The organism is Prevotella sp. tf2-5, assembly GCF_900115435.1.
Classification (GTDB): domain Bacteria; phylum Bacteroidota; class Bacteroidia; order Bacteroidales; family Bacteroidaceae; genus Prevotella.
Map to the genome: position 1 here is coordinate 70267 of NZ_FOWK01000005.1, position 25851 is coordinate 96117.

The 25851-nt window shown below is 49.8% G+C and carries 21 protein-coding genes, 1 tRNA gene and 1 riboswitch; of the genes, 18 read left to right on the forward strand and 4 right to left on the reverse strand.

What is annotated here, in order from left to right:
* Window positions 1-52: 52 nt before the first annotated feature.
* From BM257_RS06810 to BM257_RS06830, 5 genes are all read left to right on the forward strand, one after another.
* Complete coding sequence (locus BM257_RS06810; protein WP_092070143.1) at window positions 53-1198, forward strand: GHMP family kinase ATP-binding protein; 1146 nt, start codon at window positions 53-55, stop codon at window positions 1196-1198.
* Window positions 1199-1220: 22 nt separating this feature from the next.
* A complete protein-coding gene (locus BM257_RS06815) occupies window positions 1221-1952 on the forward strand; it encodes a nucleotidyltransferase family protein (protein WP_092070146.1) in 732 nt (243 codons plus the stop codon).
* A gap of 169 nt (window positions 1953-2121) precedes the next feature.
* Window positions 2122-2217: riboswitch (TPP riboswitch) on the forward strand.
* Between the two features lie 70 nt (window positions 2218-2287).
* Window positions 2288-4552, forward strand: a complete 2265-nt coding sequence (locus tag BM257_RS06820; protein ID WP_092070537.1) for a TonB-dependent receptor — start codon at window positions 2288-2290, stop codon at window positions 4550-4552.
* Window positions 4552-5142 (forward strand): nicotinamide riboside transporter PnuC, encoded by a 591-nt coding sequence (pnuC, locus tag BM257_RS06825; RefSeq protein WP_092070149.1) that lies wholly within the window; start codon window positions 4552-4554, stop codon window positions 5140-5142. Before BM257_RS06820 ends, pnuC begins: the two co-directional genes overlap by 1 nt.
* On the forward strand, window positions 5123-5728 hold the full coding sequence (locus BM257_RS06830) for a thiamine diphosphokinase (RefSeq protein ID WP_255405610.1): 606 nt from the start codon (window positions 5123-5125) through the stop codon (window positions 5726-5728). The genes pnuC and BM257_RS06830 overlap by 20 nt, the downstream gene beginning before the upstream one ends.
* A gap of 19 nt (window positions 5729-5747) precedes the next feature.
* Here BM257_RS06830 and BM257_RS06835 read toward each other — a convergent pair whose 3' ends face one another.
* The gene (locus BM257_RS06835) at window positions 5748-6797 is read right to left on the reverse strand and encodes an alpha/beta hydrolase (RefSeq protein ID WP_092070155.1); all 1050 of its coding nucleotides are present in this window, start codon (window positions 6795-6797) and stop codon (window positions 5748-5750) included.
* Window positions 6798-7748: 951 nt separating this feature from the next.
* Between BM257_RS06835 and BM257_RS06840 the strand changes: the two genes are divergently transcribed.
* From BM257_RS06840 to BM257_RS06865, 6 genes are all read left to right on the forward strand, one after another.
* Window positions 7749-10586, forward strand: coding sequence for a leucine-rich repeat domain-containing protein (locus BM257_RS06840; RefSeq protein WP_177216041.1), 2838 nt, complete (start codon window positions 7749-7751; stop codon window positions 10584-10586).
* Between the two features lie 324 nt (window positions 10587-10910).
* Window positions 10911-12380, forward strand: coding sequence for a PDC sensor domain-containing protein (locus tag BM257_RS06845; protein WP_092070161.1), 1470 nt, complete (start codon window positions 10911-10913; stop codon window positions 12378-12380).
* 5 nt (window positions 12381-12385) lie between these two features.
* Window positions 12386-14314 (forward strand): ATP-binding response regulator, encoded by a 1929-nt coding sequence (locus tag BM257_RS06850; RefSeq protein WP_177216042.1) that lies wholly within the window; start codon window positions 12386-12388, stop codon window positions 14312-14314.
* A 13-nt stretch (window positions 14315-14327) separates the two neighbouring features.
* On the forward strand, window positions 14328-14846 hold the full coding sequence (locus BM257_RS06855) for a hypothetical protein (protein ID WP_143096789.1): 519 nt from the start codon (window positions 14328-14330) through the stop codon (window positions 14844-14846).
* A 9-nt stretch (window positions 14847-14855) separates the two neighbouring features.
* A complete protein-coding gene (locus BM257_RS06860) occupies window positions 14856-16103 on the forward strand; it encodes a U32 family peptidase (protein WP_092070170.1) in 1248 nt (415 codons plus the stop codon).
* Entirely contained in the window at window positions 16100-16525 is a 426-nt protein-coding gene (locus BM257_RS06865; protein ID WP_092070172.1) for a SufE family protein, read from the forward strand. The genes BM257_RS06860 and BM257_RS06865 overlap by 4 nt, the downstream gene beginning before the upstream one ends.
* Here the strand turns inward: BM257_RS06865 and BM257_RS06870 are convergent.
* Both BM257_RS06870 and BM257_RS06875 read right to left on the reverse strand, forming a co-directional pair.
* Window positions 16522-17904, reverse strand: a complete 1383-nt coding sequence (locus BM257_RS06870; RefSeq protein ID WP_255405611.1) for a histidine-type phosphatase — start codon at window positions 17902-17904, stop codon at window positions 16522-16524. The genes BM257_RS06865 and BM257_RS06870 overlap by 4 nt on opposite strands.
* A complete protein-coding gene (locus tag BM257_RS06875) occupies window positions 17831-19141 on the reverse strand; it encodes a histidine-type phosphatase (RefSeq protein WP_255405612.1) in 1311 nt (436 codons plus the stop codon). The genes BM257_RS06870 and BM257_RS06875 overlap by 74 nt, the downstream gene beginning before the upstream one ends.
* Before the next feature lie 118 nt (window positions 19142-19259).
* On the opposite strand from BM257_RS06875, the gene BM257_RS06880 reads away from it, so the two are divergent.
* The 5 genes from BM257_RS06880 to ispG are packed head-to-tail and all read left to right on the forward strand — an operon-like array spanning window position 19260 to window position 23978.
* The gene (locus tag BM257_RS06880; RefSeq protein ID WP_092070178.1) at window positions 19260-19904 is read left to right on the forward strand and encodes a hypothetical protein; all 645 of its coding nucleotides are present in this window, start codon (window positions 19260-19262) and stop codon (window positions 19902-19904) included.
* A gap of 40 nt (window positions 19905-19944) precedes the next feature.
* Window positions 19945-21444, forward strand: a complete 1500-nt coding sequence (rpoN, locus tag BM257_RS06885) for an RNA polymerase factor sigma-54 (protein ID WP_092070181.1) — start codon at window positions 19945-19947, stop codon at window positions 21442-21444.
* Complete coding sequence (locus BM257_RS06890) at window positions 21441-22061, forward strand: phosphatase PAP2 family protein (protein WP_092070184.1); 621 nt, start codon at window positions 21441-21443, stop codon at window positions 22059-22061. Before rpoN ends, BM257_RS06890 begins: the two co-directional genes overlap by 4 nt.
* A gap of 18 nt (window positions 22062-22079) precedes the next feature.
* The gene (gene purE / locus BM257_RS06895; RefSeq protein ID WP_092070187.1) at window positions 22080-22586 is read left to right on the forward strand and encodes a 5-(carboxyamino)imidazole ribonucleotide mutase; all 507 of its coding nucleotides are present in this window, start codon (window positions 22080-22082) and stop codon (window positions 22584-22586) included.
* Window positions 22587-23978, forward strand: coding sequence for a (E)-4-hydroxy-3-methylbut-2-enyl-diphosphate synthase (gene ispG / locus BM257_RS06900; RefSeq protein WP_092070190.1), 1392 nt, complete (start codon window positions 22587-22589; stop codon window positions 23976-23978).
* A 52-nt stretch (window positions 23979-24030) separates the two neighbouring features.
* On the opposite strand, the gene BM257_RS06905 is transcribed toward ispG, so the two are convergent.
* Entirely contained in the window at window positions 24031-24498 is a 468-nt protein-coding gene (locus BM257_RS06905; protein ID WP_092070193.1) for a MaoC family dehydratase, read from the reverse strand.
* Between the two features lie 102 nt (window positions 24499-24600).
* Between BM257_RS06905 and BM257_RS06910 the strand changes: the two genes are divergently transcribed.
* Together BM257_RS06910 and BM257_RS06915 are read left to right on the forward strand one after the other, a co-directional pair.
* A tRNA-Arg gene (locus BM257_RS06910) sits at window positions 24601-24672 on the forward strand.
* Between the two features lie 2 nt (window positions 24673-24674).
* Window positions 24675-25823 carry an N-acetyltransferase gene (locus tag BM257_RS06915; RefSeq protein ID WP_092070196.1) on the forward strand — a complete coding sequence of 383 codons (1149 nt, stop codon included), beginning with the start codon at window positions 24675-24677 and terminating at the stop codon, window positions 25821-25823.
* Window positions 25824-25851 lie beyond the last annotated feature (28 nt).

Consider the following 25851-nt stretch of genomic DNA (forward strand, 5'->3'; position numbering starts at 1 on the left):
AAAAGAGGTCTCAGCCCCCACGGTTGGGACCTCCTTTGACTAAAAATCACTTATGGAACAATCATTTCAGTATCACATTTTCTCACCTTACAGGGTATGTCCCTTAGGTGCCCATGTAGACCATCAGCATGGACTGGTGACCGGTTTTGCCATTGACAAGGGTGTTGACCTTTGGTTTAATACGCGCGAGGACAGCCTCGTGCAGTTGTCGTCAAAAACTTTTGAGGGCGACGTACAGTTTCATGTGAATACCCCCTCGCAGGTGAAGGAGCACCATTGGGGCGACTATGCCCGTGGTGCTAAATATGCGCTGAGGAAACGATTTGAGTTGAAACGAGGTATCGAGGGTGTGATACAAGGCTCCCTTCCTGTGGGTGGGTTGTCATCCTCCGCAGCAGTGCTGATAGCCTATGTGATGGCTTTCGCCAAGGCGAACGATATCGTATTGCAACCTTTCGAGGTGGTGAAGATCGCCTCAGAGGCAGAACGGGAGTATATCGGACTGAACAACGGTCTGCTGGACCAGGCTTGTATCGCACTGGGTAAGAAAGACGGACTGCTGTTCCTCGACTGTGACACCAACGACTATCGTATCATCAAGCGGAATGCGGAGATGCCCGACTTTGAGATCGGTATCTTCTTCTCTGGACTGACCCGTTCTCTGGTGAACTCCGACTATAACCTGCGAGTCTATGAGTGTAAGACGGCGGCATGGAATATGCTTGCCTATACCGAGCAGCCCTTGAAGACCTTCGACAAGACCTTCCTACGTGACATCCCCAAGTCGACATTCGACAAGACACGTATCGCCATGCCTGCGCGTTTTGCCCGTCGTGCCGAGCATTTCTACTCAGAATACAGAAGGGTGCGTCAGGGTGTGACAGCATGGGAGACAGGTAACCTGAAACTCTTCGGCAAGCTGTCCTTCGACTCCTGTGAGAGCAGTATCCATAACTATGAGTGTGGCAGTCCTGAGCTGATCGCTATCTATGAGATCATGCGCTCACTGCCTGGTGTCTATGGCGGCAGGTTCAGTGGCGCCGGTTTCAAGGGTGCTTGTATCGCCTTGGTAGACCCGGCTCATAAGGAGAATATAGAGAAAGAGCTTACCCGTCGTTATCTGGAGGAGTTTCCTGAGTATGAGAAGACCTTTAAAGTCTTCTGGGTCCGTCCCGACAACGGTGCTCGCTTTGTTTAGTTGAGAATTAAAGTTAAGAGTGATGAAGAATATCGTGATTGCGGCAGGATATGCCACCAGACTGGGGGAGTTGACGAAGAATTTCCCGAAGCCCCTGTTGAAGATAGGAGAGAACACCATCTTAGGACGTATGCTTGATGACATCGATCAGATTCCAGAGATTGACGAGCATATCATTGTGACGAATCATAAGTTCGCACCCATCTTCGAGGAATGGAAAACGACGCAGCGTTATACCAAGCCCATTACCATTATGGATGACGGTACCTCCACCAACGACACACGCTTAGGTGCTGTCTGCGACTTGCTGTTTGCGATGGACAAGCTCCATATCGATGATGATATGCTTGTCGTTGCCGCCGACAACCTGTTGTTCTTTTCCTTCCAGGAGTTTGTCGACTTCGCCAAGGGGAAACAGACCTCCTGTATCATGTGCCACGAGCAACCCAGTATCGAGAAACTGCAACGCACAGGGGTCATCGTGGTCGATGAGCAGATGAAGGTGCTGAACATGGAGGAGAAGCCACAAGAGCCGAAGAGCCACTGGGCAGTACCACCTTTTTATATATATATGAGGAAAGACCTCGACCTGGTGCGCCATTCTGTAGAGAACGGCTGTGGCAAGGACGCCCCGGGTAACCTCGCCCATTATATGGTCGACCATACCACGATGCATGCGTGGCAGATGACGGCGGGACGTTTCGACATCGGCAGTCTCGACACCTATTACGAGGCGGTGGAGAAATTCGGATAGAGACCCTCTCCTAACCTCCCCCTGTTGAGGGGGAGGATACTATGGTCATTGGAAATTTTCTGTTTTCAATGACCAATTTTCATTTATTATTTAGATAAATTTCTCACACTCGACAAAAGAAATCGATTTCTTTTGTTGTCGTTTAATCGAAATTATGTACCTTTGCACTCGAATTATCAAGGGGTGCCGTCTGTTGGCGGCTGAGATGATACCCTCTTAACCTGATGCGGGTCATACCGACGTAGGGATGATAGAGTTCGAGATTCAAGATAACACCCCCTTTTTGTAGATGAAAGATTAAAAATTAAAAATGAAAGATTAAAATGAAAAAAGGGATGAAGAAATGGTGCTTTTTAGGTCTGCTGGGAACTGTGATGACAGTACAGGCAGAGGAGATGGACTCACTGAAAAATGTGGAGTTACAAGACGTACAGGTGGTGGCGACACGTGCCACCAAGAAGACACCGATGGCGTTCACCAACATGAACAAGGAACAGTTGAAGGCTGTCAACTACGGACAGGACGTACCGTATCTCTTGTCGCTGACACCCTCAGTGACGATGACTTCCGACGCGGGTAACGGTATCGGCTATACGTCCCTGCGTGTCCGTGGCACAGACCCCAGTCGTATCAATATCACCGCCAACGGCATACCGATGAACGACGCCGAGAGTGCCCAACTGTACTGGGTGAACATGGGCGACTTCGCCTCCAGTGTGCAGTCGATGCAGATCCAGCGTGGTGTGGGTACCTCCACGAACGGTGCCGGTGCCTTTGGTGCCACCATCAATATGCAAACGGAGAACATCGGTACGGAACCGTTTGTGGGCATTGACCTCAGTGCAGGTTCTTACTATAGCCATAAGGAGACCCTGCGTTTCGGCACAGGACTGCTGGGCGGACACTGGGGCATCCAGGGGCGTCTCTCCAATATCGGGTCGAAGGGTTACCTCGACCGTGCCTCGACCAAGCTGAACTCCTATTTCCTGCAGGCAGGCTACTTCGGCGACAATACCATGGTGAAGTTCATCACCTTCAATGGTGTCGAGGAGACCTATCATGCCTGGAACTACACGTCGAAATATGAGCAGGCGTTATATGGGCGCACCTATAACTCATGTGGTGAATACTATGACGAGGACGGTAACACCCGCTATTATGACAACCAGACGGACAACTACCACCAGCAGAACTATCAGCTCATCTGGAACCAGCGCCTCTCTGACGTGCTGAACCTGAATGCCGCCCTGCACTATACCAAGGGTGACGGCTACTATGAGGAGTATAAGCGTAAACGCACCCTCCTTGAGTATGATCTGGACCCGCAGGAGACCTGGGAGAAGAGCGACTTGGTGCGCCAGAAGAAGATGGATAACTACTTTTATGGGGTGGTGGCATCACTGAACTATAACAATCGTAAGAACCTGCAGGCTACCTTTGGCGGTGGCTGGAACAGGTACAACGGTGACCACTTTGGCTATGTGACCTGGGTGAAGAGCCCTGTGGCTCCCTTGCAGCCTAACCATAAATACTATGACGACAATACCAAGAAGACCGACTTCAACGTCTATGGCAAGGTGACCTATGACTTCCTGCCCGGACTGAACGCGTATGTCGACATGCAATACCGTCATGTGGGTATCAAGATGGTGGGTCCCACGGACGAGATCAACTGGAATACCAATAAGCGTATTGTCTATGATATGAAGGTGTCGTATGATTTCTTTAATCCTAAATTCGGACTGAACTATGACATCACCTCCAACCATAAGGTTTACGCCTCCTACGCCATTGCCCATAAAGAACCGACCCGCAACAATTTCCAGAACAGTCTGAACGCCGAGCTGGACCAGCCCAAGGCTGAAAGACTGAACGACCTGGAGGTGGGCTATAAGTATCAGAGTCAGCTGTTTACGGCAGGTGCCAACCTCTATTGGATGAACTATAAGGACCAGTTCGTGCTGACAGGTGAGATCGACAAGATCGGTGAGGCTATTACACGTAACCTGCCCGACAGCTATCGCCTGGGTGTGGAACTGGAGGCTGCCCTGAAACCCGTGGACTGGTTCCGCTGGGATGTCAATGCCACTTGGTCGAAGAATCGTGTCAAAGGGATTACCGTGCAATTGATGGATGGCGGTGTTGCCGACCTGGGTAACCAGCCACTGGCTTTCTCACCTGACTTCATCCTGAACAATATCCTCACTTTCAGCTATCGTGGACTGAAAGCCAGTGTCCAGAGCCAATATGTCAGTGAGCAGTACATGACGAACACCGGTTTCAAGAGCTACCAGACACAGGATGACAACGGTCAGCTCATCAATGTGGGCATGATGCTGGAAGGACATTTCACGACGAATGTAGACCTGAGCTATAACTTCCGGATGCCCAAGCTGGGTATGAAGGATGTCACGGTGGGCTTGACACTCTATAACCTCTTCTCGGCAAAGTACGACAACAACGGTTGGGCAGCCCCTGCCTTTGTCAAACAAGGCGACAAAGTGATTGCCACAGGCTGGGGAGAGAGTGATCAGTATGAGGCAGGCTTCGCCCCCTCGGCACCTTTTAACCTCATGGCTCATCTGTCGGTTAATTTCTGATGATAGACTGGTTAGACATATTCACAACGGTACTCGGGCTGGTGTATATCTGGCTTGAGTATCGTGCCAGCATCTGGCTGTGGCTGGTGGGCATCGTCATGCCCGCACTCGATGTCGTGCTCTATTGGCGGCACGGACTCTATGGCGATGCCGGGATGGCTGTCTACTATACCCTTGCCGCCTTCTACGGTTTTGTCTTCTGGCGATTCAAGAAGACCAGGAAGGAGCATAAGCCATTACCGATCATCCACATGCCCCATCGGTATTACCTGCCAGCGACCGTCGCCTTCTTGGTGGCATGGGGTGTGACATACTATATTCTCATCACATGGACGAACTCCACCATCCCTGTCCTCGACGCCTTTACCAACGCCCTCTCCTTTGTAGGACTCTGGGCTCTGGCACGTAAATTCCTGGAACAGTGGCTGTTCTGGATTGTCGTCGATGCCGTATGCACCTACCTCTATATCACCAAGGGGATTCCCTTCAAGGCTGGTCTCTACGGGCTGTATGTCGTCATCGCCATTGCAGGCTATTATAAGTGGAAGAAGATGACAAAGATTACCAAATATGAACTTAACAATGTTTGATGCCGTCATCTTAGCCAACGGGTCGTTCCCGACGCACCCTGTTCCATTACAGGTATTGCATACGGCAGGTCATGTCGTCTGTTGTGACGGTGCCATCCGGTCATTCCCTGACGCGGATGTCGTCATAGGGGACGGTGACTCCGTACCGGCACAGTATCACGACCGTCTGATACAAATTGACGAACAGGAGGACAACGACTTGACAAAGGCGACGCGCTATTGTGTCGCACAGGGGTGGCGGAGGATAGCGTATCTGGGATGCACGGGCAAGCGGGAGGACCATACCCTAGGGAATATCTCGCTGCTGGTGCGCTATTTCCGGGAATACCAAGTGGAGGGGACGATGTTCACCGACCATGGGTTCTTCACACCGGCAAGAGGCATCAGGACTTTCGAGTCGTTCCCCCATCAACAGGTCAGCGTCTTTAACTTCGGATGCGTGGCACTGTCGTCGGAGGGCTTGAAATGGCAATGTTATCCCACCACGGAATGGTGGCAGGGAACGTTGAACGAGGCATCAGGAGCCACCTTCACCATCCACGCCGACGACACCTTTCTGGTCTTCCAGACATATTCCGCCAAGTGACGGATAAGCGCTGCGGCTGTTAGAAATTCTTTCTCACCCCCTGCCACTCAGGGAACTTCATCTTCAGGTACTCATCATCGAGGAAGAGGGCAGACTGTCCCACTTGTCCCTTTAACTGCCAGTCGAGCCACTTCACCACTGCCTTGGCATAGTTGCCGCCATGCTTCTCATAGTAGGTGCCGCTATGCCCGTCCTTTGAGTTCAGCATCACTACAGGGATATGGTCAGCGATACGCTCATAGTCTTTCTGCGCATTGGCATAAGCGATGTCTGCTGGACCGCCGATCATATAGAACATCGGCTGATGCAGATTCTTCAGCGACTCTTTCGACGCCCCCATCATCTCCATGTCACCGATGCCTGTGTTCAGCATCACACAGGTCTTCAGACGAGGGTCGTAAGCCACTGCCAACACCTGGGCACCGCCGCACGACTGTCCCATGGCTGCCACATGGTCGAGGTCGAGACAGTGATAGTATTCCGAGCCTGCGGCAGCGTTCTGCTCTGTCAACCAATCGAGCACCTCCAGCAGCATCTTAGGATAGGTACTGAACTGCGGGGCGGCAGGCTGTTTCTTACCCTTCTTGGCTTCTGTCGCACGCTGCTTCGCCTGTTCCTCCTGACGGGCCTTGAGCTCCTCTGGGGTTAAGGGCATGATCTTCTCGCCGTTAGCCATCACCACCTCACCCTTGGTCTCAGGATAAGCCGCCTTCAGCACCCCTCTCCACTGTGCCATCACGTCTGCCTCGTCATATGGTCCGATAGCCGCGGCGACATAGCCATGGGATGCCACCTCGCTCAGCAACAGACGCATCTCCACGTTATGATTAAAACAAGCACCGTTGGCATAGACGATCACAGGCAGGGCACCGTGCTTTGCCACCACTTCCTTCAGGTTCTGTGGACGGTACACCGTGAAGCCCGGACAGGAAGCGTCTCCCACCACCTCAGACTTGAAAGGTCCGGTACCTCCTTCTTCCACCACCTGTTTCTGAACTGTCTGGGCATTCATCATCCCCATACTCATTGCGATCATCATTGCCGTCATCAGTCGTCTCTTCATTTCCATATTCACCTTGTAATTTGATTGTACTAACACTCGTGCAAAATTAATATATTTAACACGCCATGTCAATAATTTGGCGGATATTTTCTGTGAAAATCTGTTAATAAAATGCGAATTTCTTGTTAATTTGTGTTAACATATTCTTAGCATTTGATAGTAGTATCTACTATCCCTTATTCCAGTATCTATCATCGCTGATTCCAGTATCTATCGAGGGCGATGGCAGATACTACTATACCCTTTTGTAGGCTATTCCAATGGAGGGATTACAGATATTGCCTGTGTGTGTTGTATCCGAACGAACGAACAGTTGAACAGTTAATGAAAAACAAATTCCGCAACTGCGTATATTTATTGTATATATATTATATATTATATATATATTGAATATATATATAATATATAGATTTCTATTCAAACTAAAATTAAAAAAAATAACTGTTCAACTGTTCGTTCGTTCGCTCTAGAGGCAATTTTGTAATTTTTCTACCCATACGGATTTGGTTGACTCTTCTCTCTGAGAACAGTTGACTACTTTCACTGGAGAGGTTGACTCTTTTCCTAAGAACGTAGACTTCGTACAGATATTGTTTACTCTTCATCTGCTTTGTGGTAGCTCATGCAGTATACCCTTCTCTTACAGCCCCTCCGAGGGAGAGTTTCCGTTGAAATGGGGGATTTTTGACCTTCGTCGAAGGTACTCACGCTTGAGAAAATCCAAATAAAATTTGGTTTTCTTCTCGCTTATTAGATAAATTTCTCACACTCGACAAAATAAATAAATTTCTTTTGTTCTCGTTTAATCGAAATTTTCGTACCTTTGCACCTTCGGTCGAAGGTAGGCGGCACCTCGAAAGAAAAAATAAATGCATTTATTTTGTTCTTTGCTCGGTTAATCGTAACTTTGCACTCGAATATTCAACCATTGCGATGAGAAAGATAGAGGAAATAACAATGAATATTAAGAAAAACTTTTTCGCGCCGTTGGCCTCGGGGCTGGGCGCAATGCGACGGGCAGCCATGCTGCTGCTAGTGATGATGCTCACGACTGCGACGGCATGGGCGCAGGGTCCGTGGCAGCCGGGTCAGGAGACCAGTGGTTCGTGTGGATATAACTTGACATGGGAGTTGACCGGCGAATCCCCCAATTACACCCTCACCATCACCGGAACAGGGGCTATGGCGGATTATGCATCTTCTTCCGACCAACCGTGGAAAGATTATCGTTCTTCTATCAAAACTGTCGTCATCGGGGCTGGTGTGACGAGCATTGGCAATTATACCTTCGCATATTGCACTGGTCTGACATCAATTGAAATCCCTGCCAGCGTGACGAGCATCGGTGGGAGTGCCTTCTGGAATTGCTCTTATCTGGCTACAGTCACTTTTGCTGAAGATTCGCAGTTGACGAGCATTGGTAATAATGCCTTCAATAACACAGGTCTGACATCGATTAATATCCCTGCCAGCGTGACGACCATCGGTAATAATGCCTTCCGTAATTGTAGTGGTCTGGCTACCGTCACTTTTGCTGCAGGTTCGCAGTTGACGAGCATTGGTAATATTGCCTTCAATTACACAGGTCTGACATCGATTAATATCCCTGCCAGCGTGACCAGCATCGGCAATGGTGCCTTCATAAATTGTAGCAATTTAGAAGCAATGACTGTGGATGGAGAGAATGCGGTCTATGACTCTCGCGACAATTGTAATGCGATTATAGAAAAATCGAGCAACACATTGATAGCGGGATGTAAAAACACGACCATCCCTGACGACGTGACGATCATCCGCGATTATGCCTTCAATGGTTGTACAGGTCTGACATCGATTGAAATCCCTGCCAGCGTGACGAGCATCGGTGGGTATGCCTTCTATGGTTGTACAGGTCTGACATCGATTGAGATCCCTGCCGGCGTGACGAGCATCGGTGTTTCTGCCTTCGAAGGATGCTCTGGTCTGACATCGATTGAGATCCCTGCCGGCGTGACGAGCATCGGTGGGAGTACCTTCTATGGTTGTACAGGTCTGACATCGATTGAAATTCCCGCCAGCGTGACGACCATTGGTAATAGTGCCTTCCAGAATTGCTCTAATCTGGCTACTGTCACTGTTTATGCCCCATCTTGCACTTTAGGTGATTTTGCCTTTAGTGGATGCGACAAATTGGCAAATATCTACGTGTTCAGCGACTTAGTGGACACCTATCAAATAAAGAAAAACTGGAAAACCTATGCAGGCAAAATCAAGGGAATAACTGGTGGATATTGCGGCACAACTGATCATGAGACAGACGTGGTATGGGTGTTGACCGGCGAATCTCCCAATTACACCCTCACCATCACCGGAACGGGGGCTATGGCGGATTATGTTCCTTCTGATCAACCGTGGAAAGATTATCGTTCTTCCATCAAAACTTTCGTCATCGGGAATGGAGTGACGACCATTGGCAATTTAGCCTTCGGTAGATGCACAGGTCTGACATCTATCAATATCCCCTCCAGCGTGACGAGCATCGGCTGTTATGCCTTCTATAATACTAATCTGACATCGATTGAGATCCCTGCCAGTGTGACGAGCATCGACTATGAAGCCTTCAGTGGTTGCACTGGTCTGACATCAGTCACATTTGCTACAGGTTCGCAGCTTACGAGCATCGGTGATGCAACCTTCCAAAGTTGCTCTAGTCTGACGTCGATTGAAATCCCTGCCAGCGTGGAGAATATCGGCGATCAGGCCTTCGATAATTGCTCTAGTCTGACGTCGATTATCATCCCCGCCAGTGTAACGAGCATCGGCGATCATGCCTTCGATAATTGCTCTAATCTGGCTACGATCACTGTTTATGCCCCGGATTGCACTTTAGGCGGTTCTGCCTTTAGTGGATGCAACAAATTGACAAATATCTACGTGCTCAGCAACAAAGTGGTCTCCTATAAGTCTGCTTGGAGTGCCTATGCAGACAAAATCGCCGTCATATTCGACGGTACATCGACTACCACGGTGAACTTCGACAATGATGTGACGGTGAATGGTGTACTCTACAACCGCACATTTACTGCCAGTAAGCCATCCACGGTGATGCTGCCGTTCTCGCTTGGCGAAGGACAGATGCTGACGGGCGGCACACTCTACAAGTTCACGGGTGTTACGAAGAATGAAACGACAGGCAAGTGGGAGGCAACGATGACCGAAACGGCTACGCTACAGACAAACACGCCGTATCTGCTGCTGCCAGACGAAAACCTGACGGACGGAAAAGTGACCTTTAATCTCAACAATGGTACAGTGACACTCAACACCAATGGCGGTGGCAACCGCGTGACAGCTGACCCTGGCAGTCACTGGAAGTTCAAGGGAACGTATGAATATATGAAGTGGACTACCGACACCAACGACCCGGACTACAATGCCGATCGTAAAGCGGAGATTGGCCGTGCCTACGGTTTTGCAGGTGTGGCAAAAGATGATATCAACGTGGGCGACTTCGTGAAGGTAGCCAGTGGTGCTAAGATTCGCCCGATGGGTTGCTACCTGCTGTGGAACGACACACCTAATGCGTCCCGTGCCGCAGCACGTAGTGCCGCTACGGAGGAACTGCCACAGAGCATTACCGTACGTCTGGTCAGCGCTGATGGAGAGGTAACGGGTATCGGCGAGATTGACACCAAGACGGGCGAGATGACCTTCGACAGTGAGGCATGGTACACGCTGAATGGTGTGCGCCTGAGTGGCAAGCCCACCAAGAAGGGACTGTATATTTACAATGGACGTAAAGTCGTAGTGAAGTAATGTAACAACGTAATAATGTAACAATTATGAAGAAGATATACGAGAAGCCATCGGTTATGGTAGTGAAGCTACAACACCATGTTTGTCTGCTTCAGGAAAGTAAACCAGATGGTGTGAAAGAATTCGACGACTGGCTAGATTGATCCAACCTCACACGGGGACAGTCCTTGTGAGCTAAGGGGTGAACAAATCGTTCACCCCTGGTGGAAAACAAAAACATGTAGAAGGGCTTAGGCGTAGGCTCACAACGTTTTGAGGGTATCTGCAACATTTTTTTCCACAAGAAGTGTCTGATATCGAAAATTTTATCTAATTTTGCAGCAGATGAAGAGAATAACAGAAAACCAGTCGCGTCATTCGCTGACCACACAAATTGTTTTGTGGGTGGTCGGCTTCGTGTCTGTGCTCTTCGTCACCGCCCTCTTTATCATGTTCCATCATGCCCGTAAGTCGATCTATCAGGAGGCAATGGAGAAGGCACGTCAGACGCTGCGCACCACAGAGTTGCGCATCGACAATACGCTGAACGAGGTGGAGACGGCGACACGCAGTATGCACTGGACGATAGAGAAGCGTCTGAACAGACCGGAGATCATGGACAGTCTCTGTCGGCAGCTGTTGAGAGAGAACCCCCACATCCAGGGGTGTGCCATCGCCTTCGAGCCGGGTGTCTATCCGAAATACGGCACTTACTATGAGGTGTTCGGCTACCGCAGCCAAGCAGACTCGACACAGATACAGGTGACGGTGAACGCCGGCAAGCAGCCATATACCCGGGAGAAATGGTATTTCGTACCTTTGCATCATGAGAAACCCATCTGGATAGACCCTTATGTCGACACGGAGTGCGGAGAGACAACCATCGTCACAGCCTATGGTATGCCGTTGCACGATAAAGACGGAGAACTGGTGGGTGTGCTGTCAGCACATATCTCGATGAAGTGGTTTGCCGACCTGGTGCTCTCGCTGAAGCCATTCCCTAACTCACACGCCTTGGTGATGGGTACCGACGGACACCTGATCATACACCCTGACAATACACTCAAGGAGCATGAGGCGTTCTTTGCAGATGCCTTCAACGATCCTACCAGCGACGGACATCTTGCAGCCATCTCCATGAAGACGGGACATATCGGACATAGCCAGATGCGTATTGACGGCACACAGAACTTCATCTTCTATCATCCCTTTGAGAATGCGGGATGGAGTGTCGCCATCGTATGTCCGGAGAGTGACATCTTCAGTTCCTACAACTCACTCCTGCGCTATACAATCATCATCAGTCTCAGCGGTCTGTTGTTACTCGCCCTGTTCTGTCTCTTCATCAGTCACCACCAGTTGAAGCCGTTGCAGCAACTGGTAGACGCTGCCCACCAGATGGCTACCGGACAGATGGACGAGCCCGTGAAGGTAAGTCACCGCACCGACGAGGTGGGATATGTGCAGAACACGTTCCGGCAGATGCAGGAGAGCATCACTCAGCATATCGCACATATCACGCAGCTGACCGATGTGCTCCGCCAGCGTAACGAGGACTTGAAACTGGCTTACGAGCAGGCTCGTGAGAGTGACCGCATGAAGGATGCCGTCATCCTGAATATGAGTGACCGTATGGAACAGTCGGTGAAAGCTATCCACGCCACCGTCGCTGAGTTCCGCCAGCATGCCGTCGACATGGATGCTGAGGAATGCCGGCACATGGCTGACAAGATACAGCAGCATACCCATACGACCACCGAGTTGTTGAGTAACCTGCTCAGCATCGCTGACAAAAAAGAGGAGGAGAGCGTATGATAGAGATGAGGAAACATATCCGCCAGTCGCTGTCCATCAAGCTCAGCCTCTATATCCTGTTCGTCGTGGTACTGGTGTTCTCGCTGTCGCTAGGATTCCTCTACTGGCAGTCACGTAACATCATCCGGGAAGAGGCGATAGACGAGGCATCACACGTGCTCGACAACACGGCGCTACGCGTCAAGGGATTCATGGTGGAGGTGGAGACAGCCACACGTAACATCATCTGGCTCGTCAACCTTCACCAGCATGACAAGGACTCCCTGCTGAAATTCAGTCATCGAATCGTCGCCAACCACCCTAACACGAACGGCTGCTCCATCACGATGGAGCCAGACTTCTTCCCTGGTGACAGCTACGGCTTTTCAGCCTATTCCGTCCGTCTTGAAGAACAATCGGCTACTGGGAAAGACTCTGTGGTCACCGTCCGGGAAGAGGACTACGACTACTATAGCAAGGTGTGGTATAAGACACCCCGACAGAAAAGGGTAGCCTGCTGGGTGGATCCCTTTGACGACTACAATGCCGGGACACTGTCAAGTCCGGAGATGATAGCGTCCTATTGTATCCCACTCTATGACGACAATGAGAAATTCGTTGGTGTCATCTCCACCGACCTGTCGCTGAAGAGACTCACAGAGACCATCACGGCGGAGCATCCCTATGAGAACTCCTATTTCATGATGCTGGGAGCCGACGGACACTATTTCGTACACCCGGACACCACGAAGCTCCTCAAACAAACCATCTTCACCAATACCGACCCCAGGGAGCATACCGATATCGTGGCACTGGGATACGAGATGATCAACGGACGGACAGGACATATGGATGTCAACATCGACGGTAAGTCGCATATCGTGCTCTACAGACCCCTTGAAGGCACCCAGTGGAGTGTCGCCCTCGTCTGCCCCTCCAACGAGCTGCTGCGCGGCTACAACAGTCTGAACTATATCCTGCTGCCCCTGCTCGTCATCGGTCTGCTGTTACTGGCAATGGGATGCCACCGTATCGTGAAACACTTCATACAGCCGCTGGGACTGCTCGCCGCCGAGTTGCGACAGATCGCCCATGGTGACTATGAGAAAATCCTGCCGACCAGTCAGCGTACCGACCTGATAGGTCAGCTGCAGAATAATTTCTGTCATATGCGACGGAGCATCAGCCAGCATATCCACGACGCGGAGAATACCAAACAGGAGACGGAACAGCGCACCTCAGAACTGGAGCAGGCGACACAGCTGGCACGTCAGGCAAGTGAGCAGAAGACACAGTTCATGCAAGACATGTCACACCAGATACGTACACCCCTTAACATCGTCCAAGGCTTCTCACAGGTGTTGCGGGACGGTGGTGAGATGATGGGAGACGACGAGAAACGGGAGATGGCAGAGACGATGTACGTACAGACTAACGCCCTCGACTATATGGTGAGCAAGCTGCTGACCGTCTCACTGATCGAGAGCCAGAAGACCATCAGCACAGACGATACCGTGGGCTGCAACGACGTGGCGCGTGAGGCTTTCGAGAATGCCAGCAGTCTGACAACTCATACCGTAGAGATGCGTCTCGACAGCCATGTGGGTGACGAGGTGACCGTCCAGACCAACCGACATCATCTGCTCATTGCCCTCACGGAACTGCTCGTCAATGCCCTGCATTTCACCAACGAGGGTGTCATGACCATGCGTATCGAAGCCACCGACACGATGATGAACTTCACCATAGAGGACACAGGACCCGGTATTCCTTCCGACAAGGCTGACTTCGTCTTCGAGAAGTTCACCAAGATTGATATGTTCACCGAGGGACTCGGTCTCGGACTGTTCCTCTGCCGTCGTGTCATCATGCTGATGGGCGGCACCCTCACACTCGACCCCGGATATACCAACGGCTGCCGGTTCATCGTGAGTATCCCATTAAAACAAATTTAATACAGACTATACAATGAAAAGAATCTCAATGATGACGGCTCTGCTGCTGATGGCGGTCATGAGCCTGCAGGCACAGAGCCTCCAAGGGAAATGGACGGCAAACGTAGAGAAAGACGCTGATGGCGACACCTCTAAGTTAGTCCTCATATTCAACCAGGGGAATAAGGCACAGATGGAGATGCAGATGGAGCATAACGAGCCAGAGGTCGGCTCTTTTACATGCACCATGATTCTTCCCGGGACCTATCAGCAGAAAGGTAATAAGGTGACACTGAACTACCAAGTCAATCAATCCACTGTCAGACTGGACAAGATGAGACTTGTGGGGGAGTACGCACAAGCGATAGAGAAGAACCCGGAGACGAAAAAGGCTGTGGAGAGTATGATGCAGGAAGAGATGGACAAGGAGATCAAGAAGCAGTTCAAGGATGAGGTGCCCTTCGACGGAGAACTGACCATCAAGAAACTGACCAATACCACATTGGAGCTGGATGACGACGGAGACACCATGGTGTTTACCCGTGTCCACTAATACCCTGAGATGAAAGAAAATATCAACAGCTTCGAGATCATGGCGCCCGTGGGGAGCCGCGACTCCCTTGCCGCTGCCTTGAAGGCAGGGGCAGGAAGCGTGTATTTCGGTGTGGAGCAGTTGAACATGCGCTCACACTCCGCTAACCATTTCACCATTGACGATCTGCGTGAGATTGCCGCCACCTGTAATGAGTATGGGGTGAAGAGCTACCTCACCGTCAACACGATTATCTATGGCGAGGATATCGAACTGATGCACCAGATCATCGATGCGGCTGTCGAGGCAAAGATCTCTGCTGTCATCGCCTGTGACATCGCTGTGATGACCTACTGCCGGCAGAAAGGCATGGAGGTACACCTCTCCACCCAGTTGAACATCTCGAATATCGAGGCACTGAAATTCTACGCACAGTTTGCTGATGTCGTCGTCCTTGCCCGCGAGCTGAACCTCGACCAAGTGGCAGAGATCTATCGTCAGATAGAGGAACAGCATATCTGCGGACCGTCAGGAGAGCAGATCCGCATCGAGATGTTCTGTCATGGCGCCTTGTGTATGGCTGTCAGCGGCAAGTGCTATATGAGTCTTGACAACACAGGACGCTCCGCCAACCGTGGGGAGTGCATGCAGATCTGTCGACGCTCCTATGTCGTCACGGATCGTGAGACAGGAACAGAACTGGAGATAGACAACAAATACATCATGAGTCCGAAGGACCTGAAAACCATCCGTTTCATCGACCGTATGATGAGGAGTGGCGTGAGGGTCTTCAAGATTGAGGGACGAGCCCGTGGTCCGGAATATGTGATGACCGTGGTACAGTGTTATAAGGAGGCGATACAGAGTGTCATCGATGATACCTTTACGGAAGAGAAGAAGGACGCATGGGACGAGCGCCTTGCCACCGTCTTCAACCGCGGGTTCTGGGACGGCTACTACCAAGGACAGAAACTGGGTGAGTGGAACAAACACTACGGCTCGTGTGCCACAGAGCGCAAGCAGTATGTGGGCAAGGGTGTGAAGTATTTCTCCAAGCTCGGTGTCGCTGAGTTCACCTGTGAGGCCTGTGAGTTCTCTGTGGGTGACAAGATGCTCATCACAGGACCTACCACCGGTGCACTGTACGTCACCGTCGAGGAGATCCATGATGACACCCACGCTGTGCAGACCGCACAGAAAGGCACACGCGTCAGTATCAAGGTTCCGGAGAAGGTGCGCCCGAGTGATAAACTTTTTAAAATAATAACGGAAAAATGACAATTAACGAGATACAAGACGAGATTATAGAGGAGTTCTCTGGTTTTGACGACTGGATGGACAAGTACCAGCTGCTCATCGACTTAGGTAACGAGCAGAAGCCGCTGGACGAGCAGTACAAGATCGAGAGCAACCTGATAGACGGGTGTCAGAGCAGGGTATGGCTGCAGGCTGACTATCACGACGGTGTCATCGACTTCACAGCAGAGAGTGACGCACTGATCGTGAAGGGTATCGTGGCACTGCTGATCCGTGTCCTCAGCGGACATACCCCTCAGGAGATCCTGGACGCGGACCTCTATTTCATTGAACAGATCGGTTTGAAGGAACACCTGTCACCCACACGCAGCAACGGTCTGCTTGCCATGGTGAAACAGATACGGATGTATGCCCTTGCCTTCAAGGCAAAGGAAGGTGCTTAATCCTTGTTCTCGTAAGCGTCGATTTTCCTCAGGTAGTACGCCCGCACATCCTTCCAAAGATAATAAGGTGCCGTCGTACTCTCTATAGGCAGTGTCGCCTCCTGCTCGTTGAGCAGTACCTTCACCATGACATCCTTGTCGAATGGATCCTGACGATAGAACACAAACTGGATGTTGGATGCCATCGGGAATACCATACAAGCCCACCAGCCATGGGACTCCAGCTCTTCCAAGTCGTTCGTCTGATAGCCGAAATGATTGAGTTCCAACAGGCATGTCAGGGGTAATATGATGGTCTCATGACCATAGCGCAGTTGTGCACCGGGTTTCCTCAGCTGTATACAACTGTCTGCCTCCTCGATGATCTTACGGAGGAGACAACGCTGGGTATAGGGCTGGTTACCACCGTTCAGCAAGGAGGGACCATACATAAAATACCACCAGGCATTCTCGTTCTGCCAGAACTGGTGGATATCCTCGTAAGTAAACAAGTCCAGAAAACTAGTCTTGCTCGACATCCGTGTGTTCTGCTGGATCAGCGCCGTCTTCAACAGGTAGTAGTTCAGCCACTTCTCACTGATGTGCTCTCTCACATAAACAGAGTCGTTGAACAACAAAGACAACAGGCGGGGATTATGCTCACGGCTACTGCAATAGGCGTCAAAAGCCTTCTTAGTCTCAAAGGTCATCATACTGTCACGCAACAGCTTGTCCTGATGGTTCAGATACCACATGTCGTGTCGCGACGCGTCCATCTTCACTTGTAGTTTGGGATTCCGTGCCAGCATGGCGTGAATGGCGGAACCCATGGAGAGGATACAACGGGTGACAATGGTACTCTTGGCATCGACATGAGCCTTGCCCTCGAAGACCTCCGGAAAGCGTTTCATCATCCGTTGGGCTATACGGCGGTGCTGTTGTCTGCCTAAGTCTGTAAGGTCGCCCCAATGTCCCTCCGCGTCCTGGATGATCGCTATCAACTGTTGCAGGACCTCCTTTCCTGTGGGTGTCAGTTTTCCCAGCGAGTCAGCTTTCGCCATCATCTTATAGGGGATGTCATAAGCCTTGCGATCACTCAGGTAGCGAGAGCCGTGACGACCGTAGTGACTGATATAGAAAGGGCGTTTCCCTGCTGGTGGAGGAGTGTTCTTTATAGACGGGCTGTCGGGATAGATACAATAGTTACTGGCAGAGAGACGACGGTCCATACTGATGATATCGAAGGCAGAGTGCGACTGGGCATAGCTGCTTGTCACCATGCCCCATAGCATGATGACCACCAACCATAAGCGGCTAAGCGTCAGCTTAGTCTTGGTAGGCATCGAGTTTCTTGAGATAGTAATCACGTACATCACTCCATTTGTAATAAGGTTTCTCATCACTCTTGACAGGAAGGCTCACCTCGTTCTCGTTCAGCAACACTTTAACGAAGACATCCTTGTCCTGGACGTTCTTCCTATAAAAGATGATCTGGATATTACCCGCCATCGGTATCACCTTGAAATTAACCCAGTCCTTACGCTCCAGCGCACCCAGGTTGTCAGTCTCCACCCCATAGTTGTCCAGCTCCATCAGACACGCCAGTGGCAAGATATTCGTATCATGTCCAAAGCGCAGCGATGCACCAGGTTTTTCCAACATGATACAGCTGTCTGCCTCCTGGATCATTTTCCGCAACAGGAAACGCTGACCATAAGGTTGTTTCCCGCCATTAAGCGTATAGGCACCATACTTGATATACCACAGCATATTATTCACCTTCCATGTCTCATAGATGGCTTCATCGGAGAAGAGGTCATAGAGTGTGATTTTCTTGCGTGATTCCGTATTCTGGATGTTAGAGGCAAGGTTGAAGAGCAGTATGGAAAGATTGCTGACATCGATGCTGTCACGGACATATTGCTGGTCGTTAAACAGTTTTGTCATCAGCTCCTCATGATGGTTATACTTGTCGACATAAACCTGATAGGCAGCCTTGACGACAGAGTCCATCCTGTGTGCTTTCAGCGCCTTATCATCATATTTCATATAATAGACATCGGCAGCAGAGGCATCATGACGGATACGGAGGCGAGGATTCATCGTCACCAGTTGTGACAAGGCATTCTCCATAGAAAGGATACAACGGATCACAGGGGTGCTCTTGGCATCGATACAGGGGGAGCCCTCGAAGACCTCCGGGAAGCGCTCGAACATCCTTTTGGCGATTTGCTGATGCTGTCTGGCACCTAATGGGGTCAACTCTCCCCAACGGAGGTCAGCCTCCTCCTTCAGTATCGCCACTCGTTGCAGCACATCTTTTCCTAAATCGGTGAGCTTCCCCAGTGAGTCAGCTTTCGCCAAGACAGCATAGGGAGTATAGTATTGCTCCTTAGAGGTGCAGAACCTTGACCCATGACGACCATAATGACTGATATAGAACGGTTTCATACCTTCCGGTGCCTCTGTCAACCGAACCTGCTGCGGTCCTGGATAGGCATAATGGTTTGACGCAGAACAATGGATGTCTCGTTGTATTTCCTCTTCGGCAGTACGGTAGACTTGGGCATTTAGTTCTGCGACAACACCTAAGAAGGTGATGGTTAATATCAGTTGTTTCAAAAGTTTCGTCATCATTTTGAGTTTGCAAAGATAATCATTTTTGTTCAGAAAGTTGTAATTATTATCCTATTTTCTTTGTTTTTTATCATTTAATCGCTATCTTTGCGGATAATTATATAGATGGACGGAAGACATGGCAAAGAATCAGCAATGGCAAGATGACGACTGGCTGCTCCTGATGCAATTGTATCTGAAAAAGCCTGTGGGTATAAAACCGATGTATAGCAAGGCGATGGTGGATCTTGCTCTGGAGATACATATCGCACCACAGATCTTGTTTAAGAAGATGTGTGAGATTGCCAACATGGAGACACCCCGTATCGAGCGTATCTGGCAAGAATACAGCAAGAATCCCAGTCGACTGAAACGGGCGGTGAGGTTATGGCGTCAGATGCGAGGATTCGGAAATAACCTTTTCTACGAAGGGGTGGATATCCAAGAGACCTTCGAGCGTGACTTCCGACCAGTCTGCGAGGACAGTCCTGTCACTCCTATCATGTTGATCATCATACTCGACCAGTATTTCCGACTAACACCTGTCACGATGGTTCCGGAGACACCAGAGATACGACAGATAGGGAGCCTGATGAAGATCTCTACCAAAGAGATTGTCGATATCATGGTCCTTTTCCAGCATTGTGACCCTTATCTCAGGAGGAAAGATACGGTGACCAGTCCGCTCTTCCCTGCCTGTCAGGAGATATGGCAACGCTATGGTAACAGCGACACCGAACAGTTGGCGTCTTATGCACAACAACTGAAAGAATACTTTAAATAATTGTCGCGAATGATAATTATTTCGTAATTTTGCAGACGAAATGGCGCAGGAGCAGATTCAGGAACAGCAACAGACCCTGGCGTTAAAACAGACGCAGAGTATCACGCAGCAGCAGTTGTTGCAGGCGCAGCTGATAGAGCTGCCCATCACACAACTCATAGAGCGTGTCAATACGGAGATGGACGACAATCCTGCCTTGGAGTTCAACACTGGTGACGATTCAGATTATTCTGAGTTCTCAGAGGATTCCGAGTACTCAGAAAACTCCGAATCCTCCGATGACTATGAGAAAGATGAGAGGCAGTCGGCTCTGGACGCTGCCTTGGAGAATATCGGCAGGGACGACGAGGAGCTGCCTGTATATCAAGGAGGACAGGATTACCATGAGGAAAGGGAGGAGATGGTGTATGGAGCATCACAGTCGTTCTATGATCAACTCAAGGAGCAGATGGGTGTCATTGACCTGGACGAGCGGCAGCGTGATATCATGGAATACCTCATCGGTTCCCTGGACGACGACGGTCTCCTTCGTAAGTCCCTTGACAGTATCAGCGATGAGCTTGCCATCTATCACGCTATCGACGCGACACCCCAAGAGATAGAGTCCGTGCTGCATTATCTGCAGGAGTTCGACCCTGCGGGTATCGGAGGACGCTCCCTGCAAGAGTGCCTGACCCTGCAGATACAACGTCGCCAACCCTCACACCTTCGTGACTTGATGCTGAAGGTTGTCCAAGACTATTTTGAGGCTTTCACCAAGAAACACTGGAAGAAAATCCAGCAAGCACTGGGGCTCACCGACCTGCAGGCTGACGCACTGATGAAGGAGCTACGGAAACTCAACCCCAAACCCGGGGCTTCCTTAGGAGAGACGGTAGGACGTGCCATGCAGCAAATCACACCAGACTTCATCGTTGACACGCAAGATGATGGTACTGTCACCTTCCAACTGAACACAGGAGAGATACCAGAACTGCATGTTTCTCCGTCCTTCACGGAAACCTTGAAGGAGTATCAGGACAACAAAGAGCATATGAGTCGTCAGATGAAGGAAGCATTGCTCTATACCAAGAAGAAGGTGGATGCCGCCATGGGGTTCATAGAAGCCATCCGCACACGTCGTCAAACACTGACTATGACGATGAGAGCTATCATCCAGTGGCAGCACCGTTATTTCGAGGAGGGTGACGAGGCGTTGCTTCGTCCGATGATCTTAAAAGATATCGCAGAGAAGACAGGGCTCGACCTGAGTACGATCTCACGTGTCAGCAACTCCAAATACGCACAGACTCGCTGGGGCACGTTCCCTTTGCGTCATTTCTTCAGCGACAGTTACGTGACTGCGGAGGGTGACGAACTCTCCACCAGAGAGATCAAGGCGACTTTGCGTGACCTCGTTGATGCGGAGGACAAGCAAAAACCTTTGAGCGACGAGGCTTTAGGCAAGCTCCTAGCAGAGAAGGGATACCCCATTGCCCGTCGTACCGTGGCAAAATACCGCGAACAGTTAGGAATACCCATCGCAAGACTAAGGAAATGAGACAGCGGCAACAAATCATATTGATAGCGCGGGTGATCAGCATACTCTTCACTCCCTTCTACCTCCCTATCATTGGACTGATAGCCCTATTTACTTTCAGTTATATGAGTATTTTCCCATGGGCATATAAACTGCAGGTACTTATCATGGTCTATCTGTTTACCATCCTGCTGCCTTCCCTGATGATTCACTTCTACCGTCGTTATCAGGGATGGAGCCTCATCGAACTCGGACAAAGGGAGCGGCGTATGGTGCCTTACATCCTTTCCATCGTTTGTTATTTCACATGTATCTATATCATGGAGCGTCTGCATATGCCCCATTTTATGATATCTATAGTCATCGCGGCACTGATGGTACAGATTATCTGTGCACTGATTAACGTATGGTGGAAGATCTCCACCCATACTGCGGCCATCGGTGGTGTGGGCGGAGCACTCTTCGCCTTCGCCGAATATCTGGACTTCAATCCTGTTTGGTGGTTATGTGTCGTGTTTATCGTAGCAGGTATCTTAGGCACCTGTCGCATGGTGCTCCGCCAGCACTCCCTCTCACAAGTCGTCGGTGGCTTCTGGGTCGGTTTTGTGTGCGCAGCCATTGCGATATTGTTCATATAAATTTTAAAAATAGAAAATATGAATCCAATTGTCAGCATTATCATGGGTAGTACCAGTGATCTGCCCGTTATGGAGAAAGCCTGCAAGTTACTTGATGAGATGCAGGTACCGTTTGAAGTCAATGCCCTCTCGGCACATCGTACCCCAGAGGAAGTAGAGAATTTTGCCCGTAACGCTAAAGGACGTGGTATACGGGTGATCATCGCCGCCGCAGGTATGGCGGCGGCACTTCCCGGAGTCATTGCCGCCAGCACCACACTGCCTGTTATTGGTGTCCCTGTCAAGGGAATGCTCGACGGACTTGACGCTCTGCTCAGCATCATCCAGATGCCCCCAGGCATCCCTGTCGCCACTGTTGGAGTGAATGGTGCACAGAATGCCGCTATCCTTGCTGTCGAGATGCTCGCCCTTAGTGATGAGGCTGTCGCACAGCGATTGAGCGACTATAAGAGTAGTCTGAAGGAGAAAATCGTGAAAGCAAACAAAGAACTTGCCGAAGTAAAGTATCAATTTAAGACAAACTAAATGGCTTATCAAAGAAGAAAGTCTTCCGTCACCCATGTCGGCAATATAGAGATAGGTGGTAACAACCCTATTCGTATCCAGTCGATGGGAACAGTGGATACCAATGACACCGAGGGGTGTGTGGCACAGGCGAAACGTATCATTGATGCTGGTGGTGAACTGGTGCGTTTCACCACGCAGGGTACCCGTGAGGCAGAGAACATGAAAAATATCTCAGCACGTCTGAAAGAAGACGGCTACCAAACTCCATTGGTCGCTGATGTGCATTTCACGGCTCATGTCGCCGATGTCGCTGCCCAATATTGTGAGAAGGTACGCATCAACCCAGGCAATTACGTAGATCCAGGACGTGTCTTCAAACATCTGGAATATACCGATGAGGAATATGCCGCCGAGTTGAAGAAGATTGAGGCGAAGCTCGTACCGTTCCTGAATATCTGTAAGGAGCATCATACGGCAATCCGCATAGGTGTGAACCATGGTTCTCTCTCCGACCGTATCATGTCACGCTATGGTGACACCCCAGAGGGTATCGTGGAAAGCTGCATGGAGTTCTTGCGTATCTGCAAACGGGAAGCCTTCAACGATATCGTTATCAGTATCAAGGCAAGCAATACTGTCGTGATGGTCACCACGGTCCGCTTGTTGGTGAAGACGATGGACAAGGAGGATATGCATTATCCGTTGCACTTAGGGGTGACAGAGGCTGGCGAAGGCGAGGATGGAAGAATCAAGAGTGCCGTGGGTATCGGAGCCTTATTGACAGAGGGCATCGGCGACACCATCCGTGTGTCTCTCTCCGAAGAGCCAGAGTATGAGATTCCCGTTGCCCGCAAGTTGGTGGATCTGATTCCTGAATGTACACTTTTGCGTGAAGAGGCAGAAAAATCCATTAAGGATGATACCATCACCCTCCATATCGACGAGTCTGACTGGGAGACCCTCCAGTTAAAAGCCGCTATGGCAGTCGGTGCCCTGCTCATCGACCGCAAGGCATCGAAACTGGAAATCACTTTGAAGAGCGGTAGCAAACTCTCAACTCTCAACTCTCAACTCTCAACTCTTTCGGATGCCATCCTTCAGGCTGCCCGTATTAAATTCACTAAGACAGAATATATCTCCTGTCCGGGTTGTGGGCGTACCTTATATAATATACAGGAAACCATTGCCCGCATCAAGGCAGCCACCAGTCATCTGGTCGGTTTGAAGATCGGTATCATGGGTTGTATCGTCAACGGTCCCGGTGAGATGGCGGATGCTGACTATGGCTATGTGGGAGCAGGAAGAGGAAAGATCAGTCTGTACAAACAGAAGGTCTGTGTGGAGAAGAATATCCCAGAAGAAGAAGCGGTAGAGAAGCTATTGGAACTGATCAACAAAGACCTTGGTTAGTATATAAGAAGAAACCCTGTCGGACTGGTGTTCAACAGGGTTTCTTCCTTCTTTAATTCTCAAAATAGTAAAGGAAGGAGGCAATGCCCTCAAGGGCTGGTTTCCGCTGTCCCTCTATCTCAATGAAGAATTTGATCTCTGCCTTGCAGATTCCACGTAAGTTCTGTATGTTGTGCAACTTAGTAACTAATCGCACACGGCTACCAGTAATCACTGGTTGTCCAAAGCGCATTTCGTTCATGCCATAGTTAACCAGCATCTTGATGTTGTGAACCTCAATGATCTGATCCCACATATAAGGCAGCAGGCTCAACGTCAGGTATCCATGTGCGATGGTACTCTTGTATGGACTCTCTTCTTTGGCACGATTCACGTCAACATGAATCCATTGATGATCCAGCGTGGCATCCGCAAACAGATTGATACGGTCCTGGTCCACCTCCAGCCATTCGGAGGTACCTAATTCCTCACCCAGATGGGCGGCAAACTCGTCATAAGAGTTAATGATTAATTTTCCCATAGTTTTAAAATATATAAAATATGATGCAAAGGTACTCAAAAACTTTAAACTTTAAACTCTAAACTCTAAACTTTTTTGTATCTTTGCAAACACTTAGACGAAGCCCTGATAGTTAAATGGATATAACAAGGCTCTCCTAAAGCTTAGTTCCGAGTTCGATTCTCGGTCGGGGTACTATGAAAGCAATAGAAATCAGAAAAGTCAATAACTTGGAGGACTTAGAGCAATTTGTCCAGTTCCATTATGACTTATATCGTGGATGCCCGCAGGCTGTCCCGTTTCTATACTCAGACGAAATGAATACTTTGCGGCGTGACCGGAACGCATGTTTCGAGTTCTGCGAAGTCGATTATTTCATGGCTTTTCGCGAGGGTAAGATGGTAGGACGTGTGGCTGCTATCATCAACCATCGTGCTAATGAGCGATGGCAACGTAAGGAAGTACGCTTTGGGTGGCTCGACTTTATAGAGGATATAGAAGTATGCCGCACCTTGATTAACCAGGTGATTACCTGGGGGGAAGAGAGGGGCATGACAGAGATCGCTGGTCCGCTGGGCTTTACCGATATGGATCGTGAAGGCTTACTGGTGGAGGGCTTTGAGCAGGATGCTACGATGTACATCAACTACAATTATCCTTATTATGTCCAATATATAGAGCAATTAGGCGGTTTTCAGAAAGACAATGACTATATGGAGTATCGGGTGAAAGTTCCTGAGAAAGTTCCTGATAAGTTCCATAAGATTGCGGAGATGATCCGCAGCCGCTATAACCTTCACGTAAAAAAATACAGTCGTCAAGAGCTTCTCTCTAAGGGAAAGGGTAAGGAGATCTTCGATGTTATCAATGCGACCTATAAAGACCTCTATGGCTATTCCCAACTCTCTGAGAAACAAATCAGCCAGCTTGTTGACCAGTATATCAAAGTTGCTGACCTCAATTTGATAACAGCCATTGAGGACTGGAATACTCCTGAGCATAAGCTGGTGGGGTTTGGCATTACCTTCCCCTCATTCAACAACGCATTAAGGAAGACACGAGACGGCAGACTCCTTCCCTTTGGATGGTGGCATATCTTTAAAGTTCTACAATGGCATAAGACAGATGTGGTTGACTTACTGCTTATCGGGGTTCTTCCTGAATATCGTGCCAAAGGTGCCAACTCCTTGATCTTCGACGACCTTATCCAATGGTTCCAACGCTATGGCTTTAAATGGGCAGAGGCAATGCCCCAGATGGAATCCAATGAACATATGAGAGGACAATGGCAATACCTGGAGGCTACCCAGCATCGTCGTCACCGTTGTTACCGAAAGTTACTATAAGAAAACTAAAAACAAAATATAAATTACA

Excerpts from the sequence above, each read along its gene's own strand:
- BM257_RS06815 (WP_092070146.1), top strand. The coding sequence starts at position 1,221 with ATGAAGAATATCGTGATTGCGGCAGGATATGCCACCAGACTGGGGGAG.
- BM257_RS06860 (WP_092070170.1), top strand. The coding sequence starts at position 14,856 with ATGAAAGAAAATATCAACAGCTTCGAGATCATGGCGCCCGTGGGGAGC.
- purE (WP_092070187.1), top strand. The coding sequence starts at position 22,080 with ATGAATCCAATTGTCAGCATTATCATGGGTAGTACCAGTGATCTGCCC.
- BM257_RS06830 (WP_255405610.1), top strand. The coding sequence starts at position 5,123 with ATGAACTTAACAATGTTTGATGCCGTCATCTTAGCCAACGGGTCGTTC.
- BM257_RS06880 (WP_092070178.1), top strand. The coding sequence starts at position 19,260 with ATGGCAAAGAATCAGCAATGGCAAGATGACGACTGGCTGCTCCTGATG.
- BM257_RS06875 (WP_255405612.1), bottom strand. The coding sequence starts at position 19,141 with ATGATGACGAAACTTTTGAAACAACTGATATTAACCATCACCTTCTTA.
- BM257_RS06845 (WP_092070161.1), top strand. The coding sequence starts at position 10,911 with ATGAAGAGAATAACAGAAAACCAGTCGCGTCATTCGCTGACCACACAA.
- BM257_RS06840 (WP_177216041.1), top strand. The coding sequence starts at position 7,749 with ATGAATATTAAGAAAAACTTTTTCGCGCCGTTGGCCTCGGGGCTGGGC.
- BM257_RS06905 (WP_092070193.1), bottom strand. The coding sequence starts at position 24,498 with ATGGGAAAATTAATCATTAACTCTTATGACGAGTTTGCCGCCCATCTG.
- BM257_RS06835 (WP_092070155.1), bottom strand. The coding sequence starts at position 6,797 with ATGGAAATGAAGAGACGACTGATGACGGCAATGATGATCGCAATGAGT.
- rpoN (WP_092070181.1), top strand. The coding sequence starts at position 19,945 with ATGGCGCAGGAGCAGATTCAGGAACAGCAACAGACCCTGGCGTTAAAA.
- ispG (WP_092070190.1), top strand. The coding sequence starts at position 22,587 with ATGGCTTATCAAAGAAGAAAGTCTTCCGTCACCCATGTCGGCAATATA.
- BM257_RS06915 (WP_092070196.1), top strand. The coding sequence starts at position 24,675 with ATGAAAGCAATAGAAATCAGAAAAGTCAATAACTTGGAGGACTTAGAG.
- BM257_RS06890 (WP_092070184.1), top strand. The coding sequence starts at position 21,441 with ATGAGACAGCGGCAACAAATCATATTGATAGCGCGGGTGATCAGCATA.
- BM257_RS06810 (WP_092070143.1), top strand. The coding sequence starts at position 53 with ATGGAACAATCATTTCAGTATCACATTTTCTCACCTTACAGGGTATGT.
- pnuC (WP_092070149.1), top strand. The coding sequence starts at position 4,552 with ATGATAGACTGGTTAGACATATTCACAACGGTACTCGGGCTGGTGTAT.
- BM257_RS06820 (WP_092070537.1), top strand. The coding sequence starts at position 2,288 with ATGAAGAAATGGTGCTTTTTAGGTCTGCTGGGAACTGTGATGACAGTA.
- BM257_RS06870 (WP_255405611.1), bottom strand. The coding sequence starts at position 17,904 with ATGAGAAACCTTATTACAAATGGAGTGATGTACGTGATTACTATCTCA.
- BM257_RS06865 (WP_092070172.1), top strand. The coding sequence starts at position 16,100 with ATGACAATTAACGAGATACAAGACGAGATTATAGAGGAGTTCTCTGGT.
- BM257_RS06855 (WP_143096789.1), top strand. The coding sequence starts at position 14,328 with ATGAAAAGAATCTCAATGATGACGGCTCTGCTGCTGATGGCGGTCATG.
- BM257_RS06850 (WP_177216042.1), top strand. The coding sequence starts at position 12,386 with ATGAGGAAACATATCCGCCAGTCGCTGTCCATCAAGCTCAGCCTCTAT.